Consider the following 17,033-nt stretch of genomic DNA (forward strand, 5'->3'; position numbering starts at 1 on the left):
CGGCAATCCTGGCGCGACCCACGAGATTGTGAGCCCGGTTTCATCGGTTTTCTGCCATCAGTCGTGGGATCACCGAAGGAGGGTCGGCACATGAAGGCATTCTGGATCGCATTTGCTCTGCTGGCCCTGCCTGCCTGGGCAGACAGTACCGAACCGCTCTCTGGCTGGGCGGTCTACCCCAGCGACAAAAGCTATGAGCAACTGGTCGAAGACACCAAAGCCGCCGTTAAGGAAAACGGGCTGATCGTGGTCACGCAGGCCGGTCCGACCAAAGCCGCAGCCGCGCGTGGCATCACCATTCCCGGCAATCGGGTGATCGGCGCGTTCAACAACGATTACGCGGTGCGGGTGCTTGAGACTTCGACCAACGCGATGATCGAAGCCCCCATTCGCTTCTATGTGACAGAAAACGAGGACGGGACTGCGACCTTGTCCTACAAAACACCCGGTTTCGTTTTTGCCCCCTATGTCTACGAGGGCGGCGAAACATTGCGCGAAATTGCTGCGGAGCTGGATACGAAGTTTCAGGCGGTTGCTGAAAGCGCCGTCAAATAGTCACAGTGGCGTGAACCTGCTTGCGTCTGGGTGCGTCCTCCGCAATCTGCAGCATAACACGATGATCGGAGCTTGATTGATGCAGGACCTGTCCCCCCGCGCCGCGGATCTATTGGCACAACGCCTCTATGAGGCCGGATGCCGCCACGCCTTCGGCATGCCCGGCGGTGAGGTGCTGACACTGGTCGATGCGCTGGAACAGGCAGGGATCACCTTTCACCTGGCCAAACACGAAAATTCCGCCGGTTTCATGGCCGAGGCCGTGCACCACCGCGATGGTGCGCCTGCAATCCTGGTGGCAACACTGGGTCCTGGCGCGATGAACGGGATCAACGTGGTCGCGAACGCATTGCAGGACCGGGTGCCAATGATCGTATTGACCGGCTGCGTCGATGCGGACGAGGCGCTGACCTATACGCATCAGGTGATGGATCACGCGCAGGTCTATCGCTCGATCACCAAAGGCACCTTCATGCTGACCGCCGAAGGGGCTGACATCATCGCTGACAAAGCCGTTTCGCTGGCCAATCAACCACGCCCCGGCCCGGTGCATATCGACGTTCCGATCTCGGTGGCCGATACCCGCGTGTCGAACGTGAAACGCCGTCGTCTCGTCAAGGTCGCCCCCGTCGCGCCCGAGGGTGAATGTCTGGAAAAGGCCCGCCGCTGGGTGGCGCAGGCCGAACGGCCCCTCGCCATTATCGGTCTGGATGTGCTCTATGACGACTCGCGTTGCGTCGTGCGGGCGTTTCTGGAACATTTCGGCATTCCGTTCGTCACCACCTACAAGGCCAAGGGGGTGGTACCCGAAGATCATGCTTTGTGTCTGGGCGGCGCGGGTCTGTCCCCGTTAGCCGACAAGCATCTGGTCCCGCTGGTTGAACAGGCCGATCTGATATTGTGTCTGGGCTATGACCCAATCGAAATGCGCCCCGGCTGGCGCGAGATTTGGGACCCCGAGGACAAGCGGGTTATCGATATCTCGGCGGTGGTGAATGACCACTATATGCATCAGGCCGGATTGCATCTCGTGGCGGACACGGGCGCAACGCTTGAGGCCATCGCCAAGGGCAACCCTGCCCGCAAGACGTGGCCGGATGGAGAGCCGGAACAAGTAAATGCCGCGTTGACGCAGGTCTTTCCCTCGGATGAAGATTGGGGGCCGGCGGCCGTCATTGCTGAAACGCGTGCTGTGCTGCCGCCCGAGACGCTGGCCACTGCAGACAGTGGCGCACACCGTATTCTGCTCAGCCAGATGTGGGAATGCGTAGAAGAACGTGGCTTGATCCAGTCTTCGGCGCTGTGCACCATGGGCTGCGCCTTACCGATGGCAATCGGTCTGAAACTGGCCGAACCGGACCGTCCGGTGATCAGTTTCTCAGGCGATGCCGGGTTCCTCATGGTCGCCGGAGAGCTGTCGACCGCTGCCGAGATGGGCGGCAACCCGATCTTTCTGGTCTTTGTCGATGCAAGCCTCGCTCTGATCGAGTTGAAGCAACGCCAAAGGCAGATGGGCAATCGCGGTGTCGATTTCGACCGTCACGACTTTGCTGCCATGGGCCGGGCCTTTGGTGGGTACGGCCATACCGTGCGCAACCGTTCTGAGTTGCGTTCCGCGCTGGAGGATGCTGTAAAAGCGGACAAATTTACCGTGATTGCAGCAGAGATCGAGCGTGGAGGATATGATGGCCGCATCTGAGGGACCGCTGAAGGGCGTCAAGGTTCTGGATCTGTCACGCATTCTTGCCGGACCGACCTGTACGCAGTTGCTGGGCGATCTGGGTGCAACAGTCATCAAGATCGAAAACCCTGCCACCGGCGGTGATGACACACGGCAGTGGGGCCCGCCCTATGTCGAAGATGCCGAGGGCAACCGATCCGACCTGAGCGCGTATTTCATGTCCTCCAATCGCAACAAGAAATCTGTTGCACTGGACATTGCCAGCCCCGAAGGTCAGGCGGAAATCCGGCGCTTGGCAGCGCATGCGGACATCCTGATCGAGAACTTCAAACCAGGCGGCCTTGCGAAATACGGCCTGGACTATGCCACCCTGTCGCAAGAGTTTCCCAGCCTCGTCTATTGCTCGATCTCAGGATATGGGCAGACCGGCCCGAATGCATCGAAGCCCGGCTATGACCTGATGGCGCAAGGCTATGGTGGGATCATGTCGCTGACGGGTGATCCTGAAGGCGCCCCGATGAAAGTTGGCGTTGGTATCGCCGATGTCATGTGCGGGATGTATGCCTGTGTGGGTATCCTCGCCGCTCTGCGCCATCGCGACCTGACCGGTGAAGGTCAGCAGATTGATCTGGCGCTTGTAGATGCTCAGATCGCGTGGCTGATCAATGAGGGCGTGAACTATCTGACCTCGGGTGACGTGCCCCAGCGGCGCGGCAACGGGCATCCGAATATCGTGCCCTACGAGGTCTATCAGACCTCCGATGGGCACGTGATTCTGGCGGTCGGGAATGACAGTCAGTTCAGAAGATTTTGCAGTTTCATCGAAAAGACCGACCTTGCCGACGATCCGCGCTTTGCCACCAACCCCGCACGTCTGGAACACCGCGACGCCCTGAATGCCGTCCTGCGCCCTGCCATGCGGGGGCTGGAGACCAATAACGTCATTGCCGGGCTTGAGGCGTTGAAAGTTCCGGTTGGGCCGGTGCAGACACTGGATCAGGTCTTTGACACTGAACAGGTCGCCGCGCGCGGAATGCAGATTTCGATGCAGGCCCACCCCGGAGAAGTCAAACTGATCGGGAATCCGCTCAACCTGTCGCGCACGCCTGTAACATATCGTAGTGCGCCGCCGGTATGCGGGGCCGATACAGATGCGGTTCTGAGCGCCAAAAACCCCTTTGAAGATTGAAACACTGTGCCTAATTCGGCGGCAAGTTGCTGAAACATGCCGTTGAATCGGCGGTTTTTTTCGCGTTTTACACACACGGGTTTTCACCAATTCGAGAGCATGGTCGATACTGTTACGACCCGCTTGCACACTCTGCTAAGTCGTAAAGTGTACAAATCGAAACCAGATTGGACCCGAGTATGAAACAAGACGTTTTTGGACAGATGAACACCCTGAGCCAGCCCGCCAGTGTCGAGGCATGGAATGGTGTTCTGCTCGGGTTCATGGCGCATGCGGCTATCACCCCCCAGCACTTGGGCAAAGTGCTGGAACTTGAGCCGGATTTTGCGCTGGGTCATGCGGTCAAGGGCCTGTTCATGGTTCTTCTGGGTCGGCGCGAGATGATCGCCGTTGCAGCCGAAGCGCTGAACGCAGCCAACGCGGCGATGGAACGTCAGCCAGTCTCGGCCCGCGAACGGCTCTATGTTGAGGCGTTGGCGCTGTACATGGCCGACCTGCCCTCTCAGGCAGTACAAAAGTTCGAAGAGATTCTACGGGCCCACCCCACAGATACTCTGGCTATGAAGCTCAGCCATGCGACCCGTTTTGTTCTGGGCGATGCGCAAGGCATGCGCCGGTCGATCGAGCGCATCATGCCAGCTTACGAACCAGATCATGCAGGCCGCGGCTATCTGCTGGGATGCCATTCTTTTGCGCTTGAGGAAACCGGCGCTTATGAAAAGGCCGAGATCGCTGGCCGTCAGGCTCTGTGGATGGTGTCAGATGATGCCTGGGGCTTGCACGCCGTGGCGCATGTTCATGAAATGACAGGCAACGCGCAGTTGGGGCTCGACTGGCTTGCGGGGCGCGAGGATGCCTGGGCGCATTGCAACAACTTCCGCTATCACGTCTGGTGGCATAAGGCGCTGATGCATCTGGATCTGGGTCAGGTCGATCAGGTGATGGAACTTTATGATCACCACATTCGCCAGGACAAAACCGACGATTACCGTGATATCTCGAACGCAACCTCGCTGCTTTCACGGATGGAGCTTGAGGGCATTGATGTCGGCAACCGTTGGGAAGAATTGGCCGACCTCAGCGCCGCCCGTACCGAAGACGGGTGCCTGATCTTCGCCGATCTGCACTACTTGCTGGCGCTGACCGGGGACAATCGTTCGGATGCGACTGGCAAGATGTTGCAGCGTATCCAGAAGGACGCCCAGCGCAATCAGGGTGACACTCCGATCCGCATGTCCGATCCGGGCATCGCTGCTGCCAAAGGGCTTGAGGCCTTCGGCGACGGTTTGTACGGCCAAGCCTTTGATTTCTTGTCGAATGCCCGCGCCGGGATGCAACTGGCGGGTGGCAGCCACGCCCAACGTGATGTATTCGAGCGCATCACAATTGATTCCGGCCTGCGCGCGGGCCGTCTGGATGAGGTCGAGCACATCCTGGACGATCGCCGCGCCAAGCGCGCCGGAGGAGAGGACAACTATGCACTCGCCCGCCGTGCACTGATCGAGGCCGCACGCGACAGCGACGACGCACAAAGCGTCCCAGCCGAATAACAACAAGAAAAGACCAAGAAGGACAGAACTGTATGGCGACTGCTTCGCCCGCTTCTGATTTTGCTCCGGTGGCGTCTCAGACCGCTGCCCCTGCCCGCACGCGCGATCCGCGTCTGGATTTCTATCGTGGCATCGCGATGTTCATCATCCTGATTGCCCACATTCCCAACGACCCGTGGGCCAAATGGATCCCCGCCCGGTTCGGGTTTTCGGACGCGACCGAAATCTTTGTTTTTTGCTCGGGCATGGCTTCGGCTATTGCCTTTGGCGGGGCCTTCATGCGCAAGGGCTGGTGGATGGGCACCGCGCGCGTGTCCTTCCGCATCTGGCAGGTTTATTGGGCGCATATCTGCCTGTTCTTCTTCGTCGCAATGACGATGGCAGCTCTGAATCAGAGTGGGTTGTTCGAGAAGAACTATATCTCCTCTCTGAACCTGCAGCATTTCTTCAATGATCCTGCGTCGCAGATGGTCGGGCTATTTACCCTGACCTACGTGCCGAACTACTTCGACATTCTGCCGATGTATCTGGTGGTTCTGGCAATGATGCCGCTGTTTATGGGGTTGCACCGGATCGGGTTCTGGGCGGTGGCTGTGGCTTCGGTCGCGATCTGGTTCATCGCGCAATTCGACTACCTCGACCTTCCAGCCGAGCCGTGGTCCGAGCGGCAATGGTTCTTCAACCCGTTCGGCTGGCAATTGCTGTTCTTCACCGGCTTTGCCTTCATGCGGGGCTGGATTCCCGCGCCGCCGGTGTCGAAAACCCTGATCTGGGCGGCGGCACTGTTCCTGATCTTCTCGATGCCGTTTGGCTCGTGGAAAGTGTTCACATGGATCAATGCAGCAGCACCTGATCTGGCTGACGAAATCCGCAAGGTCTGGCCTGTGACGAAGGAATTCCGTGACAAGACCGACTTTGGCCTGTTCCGTTATATGCACTTCCTGTCACTGGCCTATCTGGGCTGGGTTGTCGCCGGAGAACACGGCCACCGCCTGATCGCAACCGGCCAAGGTGCCGCCGCTAAGGTCTGGCAGTTCCTGCTGATGGTCATCACCAAAGTGGGCCAGCAATCGCTCGCGGTTTTCGTATTTTCCATGGCGGCAGCACGGCTTATCGGCGTCGGACTGGACCTGAGTGGGCGGGATGTTGCCAGTGTCTTTGTCGCTAACATGATTGGCTTTGCCATGATTATCGGCGTGGCCTATCTGGCCGCGTGGTTTAAGTCTCATCCCTGGAAATCGAAGAAATGAATTTTACACGTCGCGCATTTCTTACTTCATCAACGGCATTGGCTTTCGCCCCTGCCGCATACGCAACGGGCGGAGAGACCCCGTTCAGCCGCGATGATGTCATCGCCATGGCCCGCGATCTGGCCAGCCGTGACTATGCCGAGCGCGAGATGGTTCCGCAGGAATGGCAGGACCTGACCTATCAGCAATATCGCTCGATCCGATTCCGGCTGGATCGCGCGCTGTGGTACGAGACCCAGACCCCCTTCAACGTCGATTTCTTCACTCCAGGCTTGTATTTCCCGCGCACCGTCAAGGTTTCAACTGTTGAGGACGGCATGACCAAGCCGGTCGTCTTCGATCTGGCGATGTTCGACAAATCCGAAGACGTCCCGCAACTGCCCATCGACGACACGCTGGGCTTTTCGGGCCTGCGCCTGCGCACCGAAATGCACCGGCCCGGCAAGACCGACGAGTTCTGCGTCTGGCAAGGGGCCAGCTACTTCCGCGCCATCGGCCTGCACGAGGTCTATGGCCTGTCCGCCCGTGGACTGGCGCTGAAAACCGGCGATCCGGATGGCGAAGAATTCCCCGAATTCATCCGGTTCTGGCTTGAACGTCCAAAACCCGGCCAGCGCGACATGGTTGTGCACGCCCTGATGGACAGCCCCAGTGTCACCGGGGCCTATCGCTTCAATGTCACTGCCGGGGCCGATTGCGTCATGGAAGTCGAAGCGACGCTTTTCCCGCGCACCGAGCTGCCTCACGTGGGCATCGCGCCCGGCACCTCGATGTTCCTGTTCGATCAGACCAACCACAGCCGGTTTGACGACTTCCGCCCCGCCGTCCACGACAGCGACGGGTTGTTGATCCGTAACGGCGCCGGAGAAGTCCTGTGGCGACCGCTGGCCAACCCGACGCGCCTGCAAATCTCGTCCTTCGTGGATATGAACCCGCGCGGCTTTGGCCTGATGCAGCGTAAGCGCGAATTCTCGGATTACGCTGACCTTGAGGCCAATTATCACAAGCGCCCCGGCCTGTGGGTCGAGCCGAATGGCGATTGGGGCAAAGGTACTGTCACGCTGGTGGAAATCCCCGCGGATCAGGAGATTTATGACAACATCGTCGCCTATTGGCGTCCGATGGAGCCCTACGCGGCAGGCAGCCAGATCGACCTGTCCTATCGCCTGATCTGGGGTGAGGAACCCCAGCGCACGCCAATGCCGCGCGTGATCAATACTGCAATGGGTGACAATACATTTGGCGAGGGTCGCCTGGCCGTGATCGATTTCGAAGACAGCGAGCTGTTCGACGACCCCGAGGCCATCACCGTGTTCGTGGACTCGCCCCATGCCGAGACCTCAGACGGCGTTCTACAGCGAAACCCGGACACTGGCGGTCTGCGGCTGGCGTTTTCGTTCGAACCAGGCGAACGCAACCACGTCGAACTGCGCGCGCAATTGCTGAAAGACAAACAGCCGGCCTCCGAGGTCTGGCTCTACCGTTGGACCACATGAGTCGCGATCTTCATATCATGCCGCCTGAGGCTCCTCTGGCGATGCCTGCGCAGAACTTTGCGCGGGGCTTCCGTGATGCGCAGGTGCCTGCGGGAGGGCAGAAACCTTCTGCCGGGTTCTGGCGTGCGCTCGCATTTTCGCCGGCCATGGCGGCGACGCTGGGTTTGCTCTGGGTCATGTCCGATTGGTTCAGCGCCGAGGGGATCAATCTGGTCGAAGCAATCCTGCTGACCCTGATCTCGTTCAACTTCTTCTGGATCTCTTTCACCGTCTGCACTGTGCTGCTGGGCATGGTCTCGCTGTCCCGGCAAGAGCAGCCAAAGCGTGAGGGCCGCCCCCAACCACTGCGCGTGGCGCTTTTGACGCCCGTCTATAACGAGGTGCCGTGGAACGTGCTGGGCAACGCTCGTACGATGCTGGAAGACCTGCAAAAGCGTGGCGGTCAGCACCACTATGCCATGTTCATCCTGTCCGACACGCGCGATCCCGAGATTGCGGCGCAGGAGCAGGCCAGTGTCGAGGCGCTGCGGACCACGCTTGCACCGGGGTTGGAGCTCTATTACCGCCGCCGCCCCCAGAATACGGATAGGAAGGTCGGCAATATCGCAGATTGGGTCAGCCGCTGGGGTGCGGACTGGGATGCGATGCTGGTGCTGGACGCTGACAGCCTGATGACTGGTCGCGCAATTGCCCGCTTGACCGATGCGCTGGCGCGTGATCCGGGCGCAGGTTTGATCCAGAGCTATCCGCAACTGATCGGCGCGCAATCGGTCTTTGCCCGGATGCAGCAGTTTGCTAACGGCGTCTATGGCATTGCATTCGCCGAAGGGCTTGCACGCTGGTGCGGGCAAGAGGGCAATTATTGGGGGCACAACGCCATCATTCGCACCTGTGCGTTTGCCTCAAGCGCGGGTCTGCCAAAGCTGCGGTCGTTCAATGGCCAGGACAAGCTGATCATGAGCCACGATTTCGTCGAGGCCGGTCTGCTGCGTCGTGCCGGTTGGGCCGTGCGCTTTCTGCCACGCATTCGCGGTTCATATGAAGAAACTCCGCCCACCCTCATCGACCACGCCATGCGGGATCGTCGCTGGTGTCAGGGTAACCTGCAGCACCTGAAGCTATTGGGCTCGACCGGGTTCCGTGCGGTGTCGCGGTTCCATATGTTCCACGGTGCGGTCGGTTATCTGATGTCCCCGCTCTGGTTTGCTCTGCTGGTGATGTGGGCGCTGATCGGTCAGGGAAAAGAAGCCTCGGTCCTGCACTACTTCAGCCCGGACAATCCACTGTTCCCGCAATGGCCCGAGATGTCCGAGACGCGACACGTACTTATCATTCTGGTGATGTACGCCATGCTGCTGGCCCCCAAGGTGCTGGGCGTGGCTGCCCTGCCCCTCAGCGGTGTGCGCTATTCGGATTTCGGCGGCACGCGGAAGTTCTTCACCTCGTTCCTGTCCGAAGTCGTCCTGTCCATCCTCTATGCTCCGATCTTGATGGTGCAGCAGATGATCGCAGTGTTCCGCACCGCCTTAGGCATTCAAAAGGGCTGGTCCCCGCAGGCACGCGACGGCGGCAGCTACGGGCTGCGCACGCTGGTGCTGTGCCACACGCTGGAAACTGTCAGCGGCATTGCGCTGAGCGTGGGTATCCTCGCCGGTCTGGTCTCGGTTTGGCTGGCCCCCATAGCGATCAGCCTGGCGTTGGCGATCCCGCTATCAGCGCTTAGCGGCGTATCGGCAGGCGCTGCGCGCCGCATGGTCGGGATGCGTGAAGACGTCAGTGAGCCTGCCATCACACGCTCGGCACGGCGCTATCGCGATGAGTTGAAGCGCTTGATCGAGGGTAAAGGCATCGTCACCCCGGCGGAATAATTAGCTGCCGGGCAATCCTTCGTACCAATCCACCATCATATCGGCCCAACCCTTGGGCACCGCATGCCCGCCGGGAAACAGCGCGAATTCCAGCGCGCTGCCTTCGGCGCATCCCATCCAGTTCCGACGCATGAACTGGCCCGTGGTCGAAAACCCACTGGGCTTAGTGTCGACACAGCCATTGGCAATGCGCCAGATTTCCAGCCCGGCGAAGATGTCGCCTTGATGAAAGCGGCCACCACCCAGAAGGCGACCTTCCAATGGAACCACATTGTCCGTCCAGCCATGGGTGTGGAACATCCGAACGGGCCCTTCGCAGGCTTCAGGATGCGGACGCCAGAAGCCGCCTGAAACAGGCACATAGGCCGAAAAGGTCTCGGGTGCTTCGCAGGCAAGATAGTTCACCATGAAGGCACCGGCCGAAAATCCGCCCAGAACCACGCGATCACTGTCGATGCCAAATCGTTCGGCTGCATCTTCAACCGCTTCGCTCAGAAACGCGGTCTCATCACGATCGCCGAATCCCGGATAGAAGTTCCAGCTTTTGGTGCCACCACGGTCGGGCCGCTCCAGACCTTCGGGTGTCATCACCGCGTAACCGCGGTCGAGCAACGGATCGACCATGCCACGGTTTTTCATGGTACCTGCACCACTGCCGCCATATCCATGCAGGAACACCAGCAGTGGCGGGTTTTCAGCCGCGGGCAGTTCAATGTGATACTCGCCCGAGGCGCTTTCACATGTTCCCTCGACCGGGCCGCATGCAGCGAAAGCCGATTGCCCAGCAACCGCCAAACAGAAAGACATCCAATACTGCGTTTTCATCACGTCCCCTCAGAGAAAGCTTCAACCGGCAATCCGGCGCGCACCCAACCCGGCCCGGCGGCAGAGCCAAGCATCCCCTCGGGCACGTCAATGATATTGGTAAATCCCGCGTCGGTCAGCCGATTGCTCAGCCGCGCGGATCGGACACCACGAGCGCAGATCAAAGCAACAGGAGCCGAGACGTCGCCACCCGTCAGTTCCATCAACGCCGATACAAAATCTTCACGACGCATATCGAGTGGCCGCGCGCCTTCCCCAATACCCGTTGATCGCCATTCGCGTGGGGTGCGAATATCGACTAGCAGCACCTCACCTGACACAGCTTTCTGATGGGCCTGCGCCACTTGCAACTGCCCGCCCACGTAATCCTGCGGGATCAGGAGGTATTCACGTATCACGAATCCCGAGGCGATCGCAGCGCTTCCGCCCAGCAAAACCCACCTTCGGGTTCGGTTCTTCACGTCTGCCATGCAGCATCCTCCTGAACTTTCTGCCTGTTTCTATCATACCGAAAATGGCGACGCTCTCGGCAAATCGGGCTACCAGATCAAGTTCGCGTCATTGTTAAGCACGCAATTCAAATCCAGAATGTATCTTTAGAGCCTTTCGAAACCTTGCATTTTCCATGCAGCCAATAAATTATCCTTAGCAATTCAGTCATATCGACCGCCAAGACCGGAGTATCGCACTTGTCCCTATTCCTCATCGCGGCCCTTCCCTTCATCGGAGCTGTATTCCCAGCCCTCCTGATCCGGGCGGGACGAAATGCAGCTGCTTCAGCCGCAGGGTTGACCACTTTCCTTGCCCTGATGGGGCTGCTCATCCACATTCCGTCCGTGATGCGCGGCGAGGTTGTTACCGCAAGGTTCGACTGGATGCCGGGTTTGGGTCTGAATGCAAACTTCATGCTGGATGGGCTGGGCTTTCTTTTTGCGCTTCTTATCCTCGGCATTGGCCTGCTAATCATCCTCTACGCTCGGTTCTACCTGTCACGCGAAGACCCAATGGGGCAGTTCTATACCTATCTGTTGCTGTTTCAGGGCGCGATGGTCGGGATCGTTCTGTCGGATAACATCCTTCTTCTGCTTATTTTCTGGGAACTTACATCGCTCAGCTCATTCTTGCTGATCGGCTATTGGAAACACCTACCCGAGGGGCGGCAGGGTGCGCGTATGGCGCTGGCCGTGACCGGTTCGGGTGGTCTGGCAATGATCGCCGGGATGCTGATCCTGGGCAATATCGTGGGATCTTATGACCTGAGCGTGATCCTTCAGAACAAAGAACTGATCCAGAGCTCGCCTTATTATATGCCTGCACTGATCCTGATCCTGCTGGGCTGTTTCACCAAGTCGGCTCAATTCCCGTTCCACTTCTGGCTGCCGCACGCGATGGCCGCACCAACGCCCGTATCAGCCTATCTGCACTCGGCCACGATGGTGAAGGCTGGCCTGTTCCTGATGGCACGGATGTGGCCCGTTCTCGCGGGCACCGACGCGTGGTTCTATATCGTTGCCACCACCGGTCTGATCACCATGCTGCTGGGTGCGGTGATTGCTCTGTTCAAGGATGACCTCAAAGCGCTGCTGGCGTTTTCAACGGTATCTCATCTTGGGCTGGTGACCATGCTCTTGGGCTTTGGCACCAAGTTCGCCGCCGTCGCTGCCATCTTCCACATTATCAACCACGCGACATTCAAAGCAGCCCTCTTTATGACCGCCGGGATCATCGATCACGAGACCGGAACGCGTGATGTCAAACGGCTGGGCGGTTTGCGACACTTGATGCCGATCACTTTCACGATTGGCACCATCGCAGCCCTATCAATGGCGGGTTTACCTCCGCTGAACGGGTTCCTGTCGAAAGAGATGATGCTGGAGGAGACAGTCCACACCACCTGGCTGAACTCGCATTATCTGGTGCCTGGTCTGGCGTTGCTGGCGGCGCTGTTCTCGGCGGCCTACTCTTTCCGCTTCGTCAGCCATGTGTTCCTGGGTCCCGAACGGGAGGACTATCCCGCGCATCCTCATGACCCGCCCGTGGGCCTGTGGCTGGCTCCGGCGTTCCTTGTGGTGTTGGTTGTTCTGATTGGCCTCTATTCGGCGGCAATCGTCGGTCCTTTGGTGGCGGTTGTGTCCAGCGCGGTGATCGGAGGCGAGAAGTTACCCTACTACTCGCTGAAGCTCTGGCACGGATTTACGCCCGCGCTTTATATGTCCGTAGTGGCAACGCTGGGCGGTCTGTTCCTGCTGTCACTGCATAAACGCGGCGACCAGCTCTGGAACGCTCTGCCTCGCCCTGAAGCTAAAGTGATCTTTGAGGCGATCATCGAAGCGTTCACGCGTCTTAGTCGCTGGATCACCGATGAGCTGCATAACGGTGTCCTCAGCCGTTACGCGATCATCTTCGTCGCCTTCACTGTCGGGCTTGGCTACTACGCGTACACAACGGGGACCATCGGTGTTGAAACTCGGATGCCTGTTCCGGCGCAGATTATCCCGATCATCGGCTGGATCTGTCTGGTGGGCGCGACACTGGCAATCATGTGGTTCCATCGCAATCGCTTGCTCTCACTGGTGCTGATCGGCGTTGTTGGCCTGATCGTATCGATGGCGTTCAACTACCTCTCAGCCCCGGACCTCGCCCTGACCCAGATCTCGGTCGAGGTGGTGACTATGATCCTGCTGCTGTTGTCACTGAACTTCCTGCCCACCGAGACACCATGGGACAGCAGCGCCGCGCGGCGTTGGCGTGATGCAGCAATCTCGGTGATTGCGGGGATCGGCACGGGTGCATTGATCTATGCGTTGATGATGCGGGATTTTGCTTTCCCGACAATCTCGGAATTCCATCTGGCGAATTCCTACAAAGGCGGTGGAGGCACCAACGTCGTGAACGTGATCCTCGTCGACTTCCGGGGCTTTGATACCTTTGGCGAGATTATCGTTCTGGGTATTGCCGCGCTGATCATCTATGCCCTGACTGAGGCGGTCTTGAGCACAAACGTGCGTGGTTATCTTCTGAACCGTAAACCGCACTGGCCGCAATCAGGAGATTCGCATCCCCTGATGATGGTTGTCGTCACCCGTGTTATGATGCCCATCGCATTGATGGTCGGCGCCTACATCTTCTTCCGCGGTCACAATCAACCCGGAGGCGGTTTTATTGCAGGCCTGATCGTCGCCATCGCCTTCCTGATGCAATACATGGCAAGCGGCTATACCTGGGCGATTGAGCGGCAAAGGTTCTACTACCACGGCACCATCGGCTGGGGTGTCCTGATCGCTGCGGCCACAGGGCTGGGCGCCTGGTTCAACGAGCGTCCCTTCCTGACCAGTGATTTCGGCTATATCAATTGGCCACCGCTGGAAGAGTTCGAATGGGCCACTGCAATCCTGTTTGATACGGGCGTGTTCCTGGCAGTATTGGGTGCAGTGATGCTGGCGCTCGACAGTCTGTCGCGATTTGCCTGGCAGCCGGGTATGGCGCAAGAATTCCCGATGGATATCAACCCGCTGCGGGATCATCCTCAGGAAGAAGATAATGAGAAGGAGCAGGCCTGATGGAAGCGCTCGTAGCCTCTGCAGTCGGCGTCATGACCGCAGCAGGGATTTTCCTGATCCTGCGCCGCCGTACATTCCCTGTAATTTTGGGCCTGTCCCTGATCACCTATGCGGTAAACGTATTCCTATTTGCCACCGGGCGGCTTGCGCTGAACGCACCTGCCGTGCTGAACAAATACAAGGACGTCCCCTATACCGACCCGCTACCGCAGGCGCTGGTGCTGACAGCCATCGTGATCTCTTTCGGGATGACTGCGGTGATCGTGATGATCGCACTCAGCGCCTATCTGTCCTCGAAGGATGACCATATCGACATGAGCGCAAGCGACAGCGTGGACGCGACGGGAGAAGACGCATGAACCACTGGATCGTTGCGCCGATCGTCCTGCCCGCGATCCTGGCCCCATTCATCATCATGGTCCTGCGTTATCACCTGGACCTGCAACGCATCTTCTCGGTCGCGGGCGTGGTGGGTTTGCTGGGCATTGCGCTGACCATCACCGCTCAGGCCTCGGGTGGGGATATACAGGTTTATGAGCTGGGCAACTGGCCCGCACCGTTCGGCATCGTCATGGTGCTGGATAAACTGTCGGCCATGATGGTGCTGCTGACCGCCCTGCTGGCCCTGCCGATCGTCCTTTACGCCATAGGTTCTGGCTGGGATGAGCGGGGCAAGCACTTCCACGCGCTGTTCCATTTCCAGCTTATGGGTGTCTGCGGAGCATTCCTGACCGGCGACGCATTCAACCTATTCGTATTTTTCGAGGTGCTTCTGATCGCGTCCTACGGTCTGATGACGCATGCGGGCGGCTCAGTGCGGCTAAAAGCCGGGGTACAGTATGTTGCCTACAACCTGCTCGGCTCGACCCTGTTTCTGTTTGCGTTGGGCACGATCTATGCCGTAACCGGCACGCTTAACATGGCCGATCTGGCCGTACGCGTGGCCGAGATTCCACCCGAAGACACCGCCTTGCTGCGGGTCGGGGCGGTTCTGCTCTTGCTGGTGTTCTGCATCAAGGCCGCAGTCCTGCCACTGCATTTCTGGTTGCCTGCCAGCTATGCAAACGCACCGCTGCCCGTTGCGGCCCTGTTCGCGATCATGACCAAAGTGGGTGCCTATTCGATCCTGCGGGTCTATACCTTGGTCTTCGGCCCGGATGTTGCCGTAACCGACGGGCTGGTCGGCACGTGGTTGCAGCCCGCGGCACTGCTCACCTTGGCCGTTGGTGCCATCGGCATTCTGGGCTCGCAACATATCGCCCGCATGGTGGCTTTCTGTGCCATTGCCTCGATGGGCACATTGCTGATCGCTATCTCGCTGTTCAGCGAGGCCGCGACAGCAGCGGCACTTTATTACATCTTCCATTCCACGCTGGCGACGGCCCTGATGTTCCTGGTCGCGGATTTGGTGATGGAGCGCCGCGGCGGAGCCATCGCGCCCAAAGCACCTATGCCGCAAACCGGGCTGATCTCGGCCCTGTTCTTTGTTGGAGCTATTGCAATGGCGGGGATGCCCCCCTTGTCAGGCTTTATCGGCAAGCTGCTGGTTCTGGATGCCTCACGTGAGGCGCCGGATGCCAACGCGGTTTGGGCCGTTATCCTGATCGGATCCTTCGTCACCATCGTCGGATTGGCCCGGGCGGGGACAATGATCTTCTGGAAATGCTATGATGCGCAATATAGTGTTCCGCCTGATCCAACAGAGGAAGACATCAGCGCACCAACCGCGCCCGAACCCTATCCGGGCCTTGCCTTCACTTCGGTGTTCGGAGCGGTTCTGGGTCTCATTCTGCTGACGCTTTTTGCGGGTCCGGCATTGGAATACTCCAGCAACACTGCCGCGCAGCTTTTTACACCGGATGACTACATCTCGGCCGTGCTGGGAGGGGAAGAATGATGAAGCTTCTGCGCCGGATATTTCCGCACCCCCATCTGACCGCTCTGCTGACGCTCGTATGGGTCCTGCTGGCCAATAACGGGTCATTGAACTCATTGGTCTTTGGCCTGTTGTTGGGGATTATCATCCCCTTCATCACGCAACCCTACTGGCCGGATCGCCCCAAGCTGCGCAATTGGCCGATGATTACCGAGTACATGTTGGTGGTCCTCTGGGATATCGTAATGGCCAATATCGCGGTGGCCCGCATCATCCTGTTCAAACGCGATGCAGATCGCCAACCCGCCTTTGTGAACGTTCCGCTGGAACTGCGCACGCCCGAGGCCATCACCGTGCTGGCGGGAACCATCACCATGACCCCCGGCACAGTCAGCTGCGATCTGTCCGCACAAGGACACTGTCTGCTGGTCCATTGCCTTGACGCACCCAACCCCGAGGAGGTGCGCGATCAGATAAAACAACGTTACGAGCGGCGCTTGAAGGAGATTTTCGAATGATCACCTATGCGATCTACTTTGCTTTCGCCTGTTTCGGCACCGCGATCATGATGTGTTTGTGGCGTATCATCACCGCCGACGGCGTCGGTACCCGCGTTCTGGCGCTGGATACCATGGTGATCAACACTATCGCTCTGCTGATCCTTTACGGTCTGAGTGTCGAAACCGAAATCTTCTTCGAATCCGCCATGATCATCGCCATGCTGGGCTTTGTCTCGACCGTGGCCTATGCGCGCTTCATGCTGCGCGGCAATATCATCGAGTGAGGGTAGTATGACATTTTTCTACGAACTGCTCATCACCTTCTTTCTGGTCGTTTCGGGTATTTTCGGCTTTGTCGGCTCCTTCGGCATGATCAAGCTGAAAGACCCCATGTCCCGTCTGCACGCCCCCACCAAGGCAACGACGTTGGGTGTCGGCGGCGTCCTACTGGCCTCAATCGCGCATTCGGTTCTGCTTGAGGGCAAGCTGTCCATGCACGAGCTGCTGATCACGCTGTTCTTGTTCCTGACCGCTCCGATCACGGCGCTGTTCATTGCCAAATGGCATATTCATCGTCATGAAAAGCCCAGCGATCTGCCGGACGCGGGCGAGGATGAGCTTTGGGCCACCCACGCGGTCGAACAGGTCGAGGATGTCCCTGACCACAGCACGAACTGAGACCC

15 protein-coding genes are annotated in these 17,033 nt (G+C 58.9%); 13 read left to right on the forward strand and 2 right to left on the reverse strand.

Annotated elements, in window-relative coordinates; translation table 11 throughout:
- Positions 1-90: 90 nt before the first annotated feature.
- The 7 genes from ACR0IV_RS07125 to mdoH all read left to right on the forward strand — a co-directional run bounded on the left by ACR0IV_RS07125 (position 91) and on the right by mdoH (position 9,589).
- On the forward strand, positions 91-555 hold the full coding sequence (locus ACR0IV_RS07125) for a DUF302 domain-containing protein (protein ID WP_480657236.1): 465 nt from the start codon (positions 91-93) through the stop codon (positions 553-555).
- A 79-nt stretch (positions 556-634) separates the two neighbouring features.
- Complete coding sequence (locus ACR0IV_RS07130) at positions 635-2,254, forward strand: thiamine pyrophosphate-binding protein (RefSeq protein WP_480657235.1); 1,620 nt, start codon at positions 635-637, stop codon at positions 2,252-2,254.
- Entirely contained in the window at positions 2,241-3,425 is a 1,185-nt protein-coding gene (locus tag ACR0IV_RS07135) for a CaiB/BaiF CoA transferase family protein (RefSeq protein ID WP_480657234.1), read from the forward strand. The genes ACR0IV_RS07130 and ACR0IV_RS07135 overlap by 14 nt, the downstream gene beginning before the upstream one ends.
- A gap of 179 nt (positions 3,426-3,604) precedes the next feature.
- A complete protein-coding gene (locus ACR0IV_RS07140) occupies positions 3,605-4,975 on the forward strand; it encodes a tetratricopeptide repeat protein (protein ID WP_480657233.1) in 1,371 nt (456 codons plus the stop codon).
- 32 nt (positions 4,976-5,007) lie between these two features.
- Positions 5,008-6,225 carry an OpgC family protein gene (locus tag ACR0IV_RS07145; protein ID WP_480657232.1) on the forward strand — a complete coding sequence of 406 codons (1,218 nt, stop codon included), beginning with the start codon at positions 5,008-5,010 and terminating at the stop codon, positions 6,223-6,225.
- The gene (locus ACR0IV_RS07150) at positions 6,222-7,721 is read left to right on the forward strand and encodes an OpgD/OpgG family glucan biosynthesis protein (RefSeq protein WP_480657231.1); all 1,500 of its coding nucleotides are present in this window, start codon (positions 6,222-6,224) and stop codon (positions 7,719-7,721) included. Before ACR0IV_RS07145 ends, ACR0IV_RS07150 begins: the two co-directional genes overlap by 4 nt.
- Positions 7,718-9,589: a glucans biosynthesis glucosyltransferase MdoH gene (gene mdoH, locus ACR0IV_RS07155; RefSeq protein WP_480469324.1), complete on the forward strand. Its 1,872-nt coding sequence runs from the start codon at positions 7,718-7,720 to the stop codon at positions 9,587-9,589. Before ACR0IV_RS07150 ends, mdoH begins: the two co-directional genes overlap by 4 nt.
- On the opposite strand, the gene ACR0IV_RS07160 is transcribed toward mdoH, so the two are convergent.
- Together ACR0IV_RS07160 and ACR0IV_RS07165 are read right to left on the reverse strand one after the other, a co-directional pair.
- Complete coding sequence (locus tag ACR0IV_RS07160; RefSeq protein WP_480657230.1) at positions 9,590-10,414, reverse strand: CE1 family esterase; 825 nt, start codon at positions 10,412-10,414, stop codon at positions 9,590-9,592.
- Positions 10,414-10,884 carry a rhodanese-like domain-containing protein gene (locus tag ACR0IV_RS07165; protein ID WP_480657229.1) on the reverse strand — a complete coding sequence of 157 codons (471 nt, stop codon included), beginning with the start codon at positions 10,882-10,884 and terminating at the stop codon, positions 10,414-10,416. Before ACR0IV_RS07165 ends, ACR0IV_RS07160 begins: the two co-directional genes overlap by 1 nt.
- A gap of 219 nt (positions 10,885-11,103) precedes the next feature.
- On the opposite strand from ACR0IV_RS07165, the gene ACR0IV_RS07170 reads away from it, so the two are divergent.
- Genes ACR0IV_RS07170 through ACR0IV_RS07195 form a run of 6 tightly spaced genes read left to right on the forward strand, consistent with a single transcriptional unit; the run spans position 11,104 to position 17,028 of the window.
- On the forward strand, positions 11,104-13,974 hold the full coding sequence (locus ACR0IV_RS07170; protein WP_480657228.1) for a monovalent cation/H+ antiporter subunit A: 2,871 nt from the start codon (positions 11,104-11,106) through the stop codon (positions 13,972-13,974).
- Positions 13,974-14,333, forward strand: a complete 360-nt coding sequence (locus ACR0IV_RS07175; RefSeq protein ID WP_480469320.1) for a Na+/H+ antiporter subunit C — start codon at positions 13,974-13,976, stop codon at positions 14,331-14,333. The genes ACR0IV_RS07170 and ACR0IV_RS07175 overlap by 1 nt, the downstream gene beginning before the upstream one ends.
- Positions 14,330-15,871, forward strand: coding sequence for a monovalent cation/H+ antiporter subunit D (locus tag ACR0IV_RS07180; protein ID WP_480657227.1), 1,542 nt, complete (start codon positions 14,330-14,332; stop codon positions 15,869-15,871). The genes ACR0IV_RS07175 and ACR0IV_RS07180 overlap by 4 nt, the downstream gene beginning before the upstream one ends.
- Complete coding sequence (locus ACR0IV_RS07185; RefSeq protein WP_480471885.1) at positions 15,871-16,368, forward strand: Na+/H+ antiporter subunit E; 498 nt, start codon at positions 15,871-15,873, stop codon at positions 16,366-16,368. Before ACR0IV_RS07180 ends, ACR0IV_RS07185 begins: the two co-directional genes overlap by 1 nt.
- On the forward strand, positions 16,365-16,634 hold the full coding sequence (locus ACR0IV_RS07190; protein ID WP_480469318.1) for a K+/H+ antiporter subunit F: 270 nt from the start codon (positions 16,365-16,367) through the stop codon (positions 16,632-16,634). The genes ACR0IV_RS07185 and ACR0IV_RS07190 overlap by 4 nt, the downstream gene beginning before the upstream one ends.
- 7 nt (positions 16,635-16,641) lie before the next feature.
- Entirely contained in the window at positions 16,642-17,028 is a 387-nt protein-coding gene (locus tag ACR0IV_RS07195) for a Na+/H+ antiporter subunit G (protein ID WP_480657226.1), read from the forward strand.
- The last annotated feature ends 5 nt before the right edge of the window (positions 17,029-17,033 follow it).

This window comes from Ruegeria sp. C2 (assembly GCF_056537765.1).

What these genes read in the sequence shown, in the direction of transcription:
- ACR0IV_RS07125 (WP_480657236.1), top strand. Translation starts at nt 91, where the DNA reads ATGAAGGCATTCTGGATCGCATTTGCTCTGCTGGCCCTGCCTGCCTGG.
- ACR0IV_RS07130 (WP_480657235.1), top strand. Translation starts at nt 635, where the DNA reads ATGCAGGACCTGTCCCCCCGCGCCGCGGATCTATTGGCACAACGCCTC.
- ACR0IV_RS07135 (WP_480657234.1), top strand. Translation starts at nt 2,241, where the DNA reads ATGGCCGCATCTGAGGGACCGCTGAAGGGCGTCAAGGTTCTGGATCTG.
- ACR0IV_RS07140 (WP_480657233.1), top strand. Translation starts at nt 3,605, where the DNA reads ATGAAACAAGACGTTTTTGGACAGATGAACACCCTGAGCCAGCCCGCC.
- ACR0IV_RS07145 (WP_480657232.1), top strand. Translation starts at nt 5,008, where the DNA reads ATGGCGACTGCTTCGCCCGCTTCTGATTTTGCTCCGGTGGCGTCTCAG.
- ACR0IV_RS07150 (WP_480657231.1), top strand. Translation starts at nt 6,222, where the DNA reads ATGAATTTTACACGTCGCGCATTTCTTACTTCATCAACGGCATTGGCT.
- mdoH (WP_480469324.1), top strand. Translation starts at nt 7,718, where the DNA reads ATGAGTCGCGATCTTCATATCATGCCGCCTGAGGCTCCTCTGGCGATG.
- ACR0IV_RS07160 (WP_480657230.1), bottom strand. Translation starts at nt 10,414, where the DNA reads ATGAAAACGCAGTATTGGATGTCTTTCTGTTTGGCGGTTGCTGGGCAA.
- ACR0IV_RS07165 (WP_480657229.1), bottom strand. Translation starts at nt 10,884, where the DNA reads ATGGCAGACGTGAAGAACCGAACCCGAAGGTGGGTTTTGCTGGGCGGA.
- ACR0IV_RS07175 (WP_480469320.1), top strand. Translation starts at nt 13,974, where the DNA reads ATGGAAGCGCTCGTAGCCTCTGCAGTCGGCGTCATGACCGCAGCAGGG.
- ACR0IV_RS07180 (WP_480657227.1), top strand. Translation starts at nt 14,330, where the DNA reads ATGAACCACTGGATCGTTGCGCCGATCGTCCTGCCCGCGATCCTGGCC.
- ACR0IV_RS07185 (WP_480471885.1), top strand. Translation starts at nt 15,871, where the DNA reads ATGAAGCTTCTGCGCCGGATATTTCCGCACCCCCATCTGACCGCTCTG.
- ACR0IV_RS07190 (WP_480469318.1), top strand. Translation starts at nt 16,365, where the DNA reads ATGATCACCTATGCGATCTACTTTGCTTTCGCCTGTTTCGGCACCGCG.
- ACR0IV_RS07195 (WP_480657226.1), top strand. Translation starts at nt 16,642, where the DNA reads ATGACATTTTTCTACGAACTGCTCATCACCTTCTTTCTGGTCGTTTCG.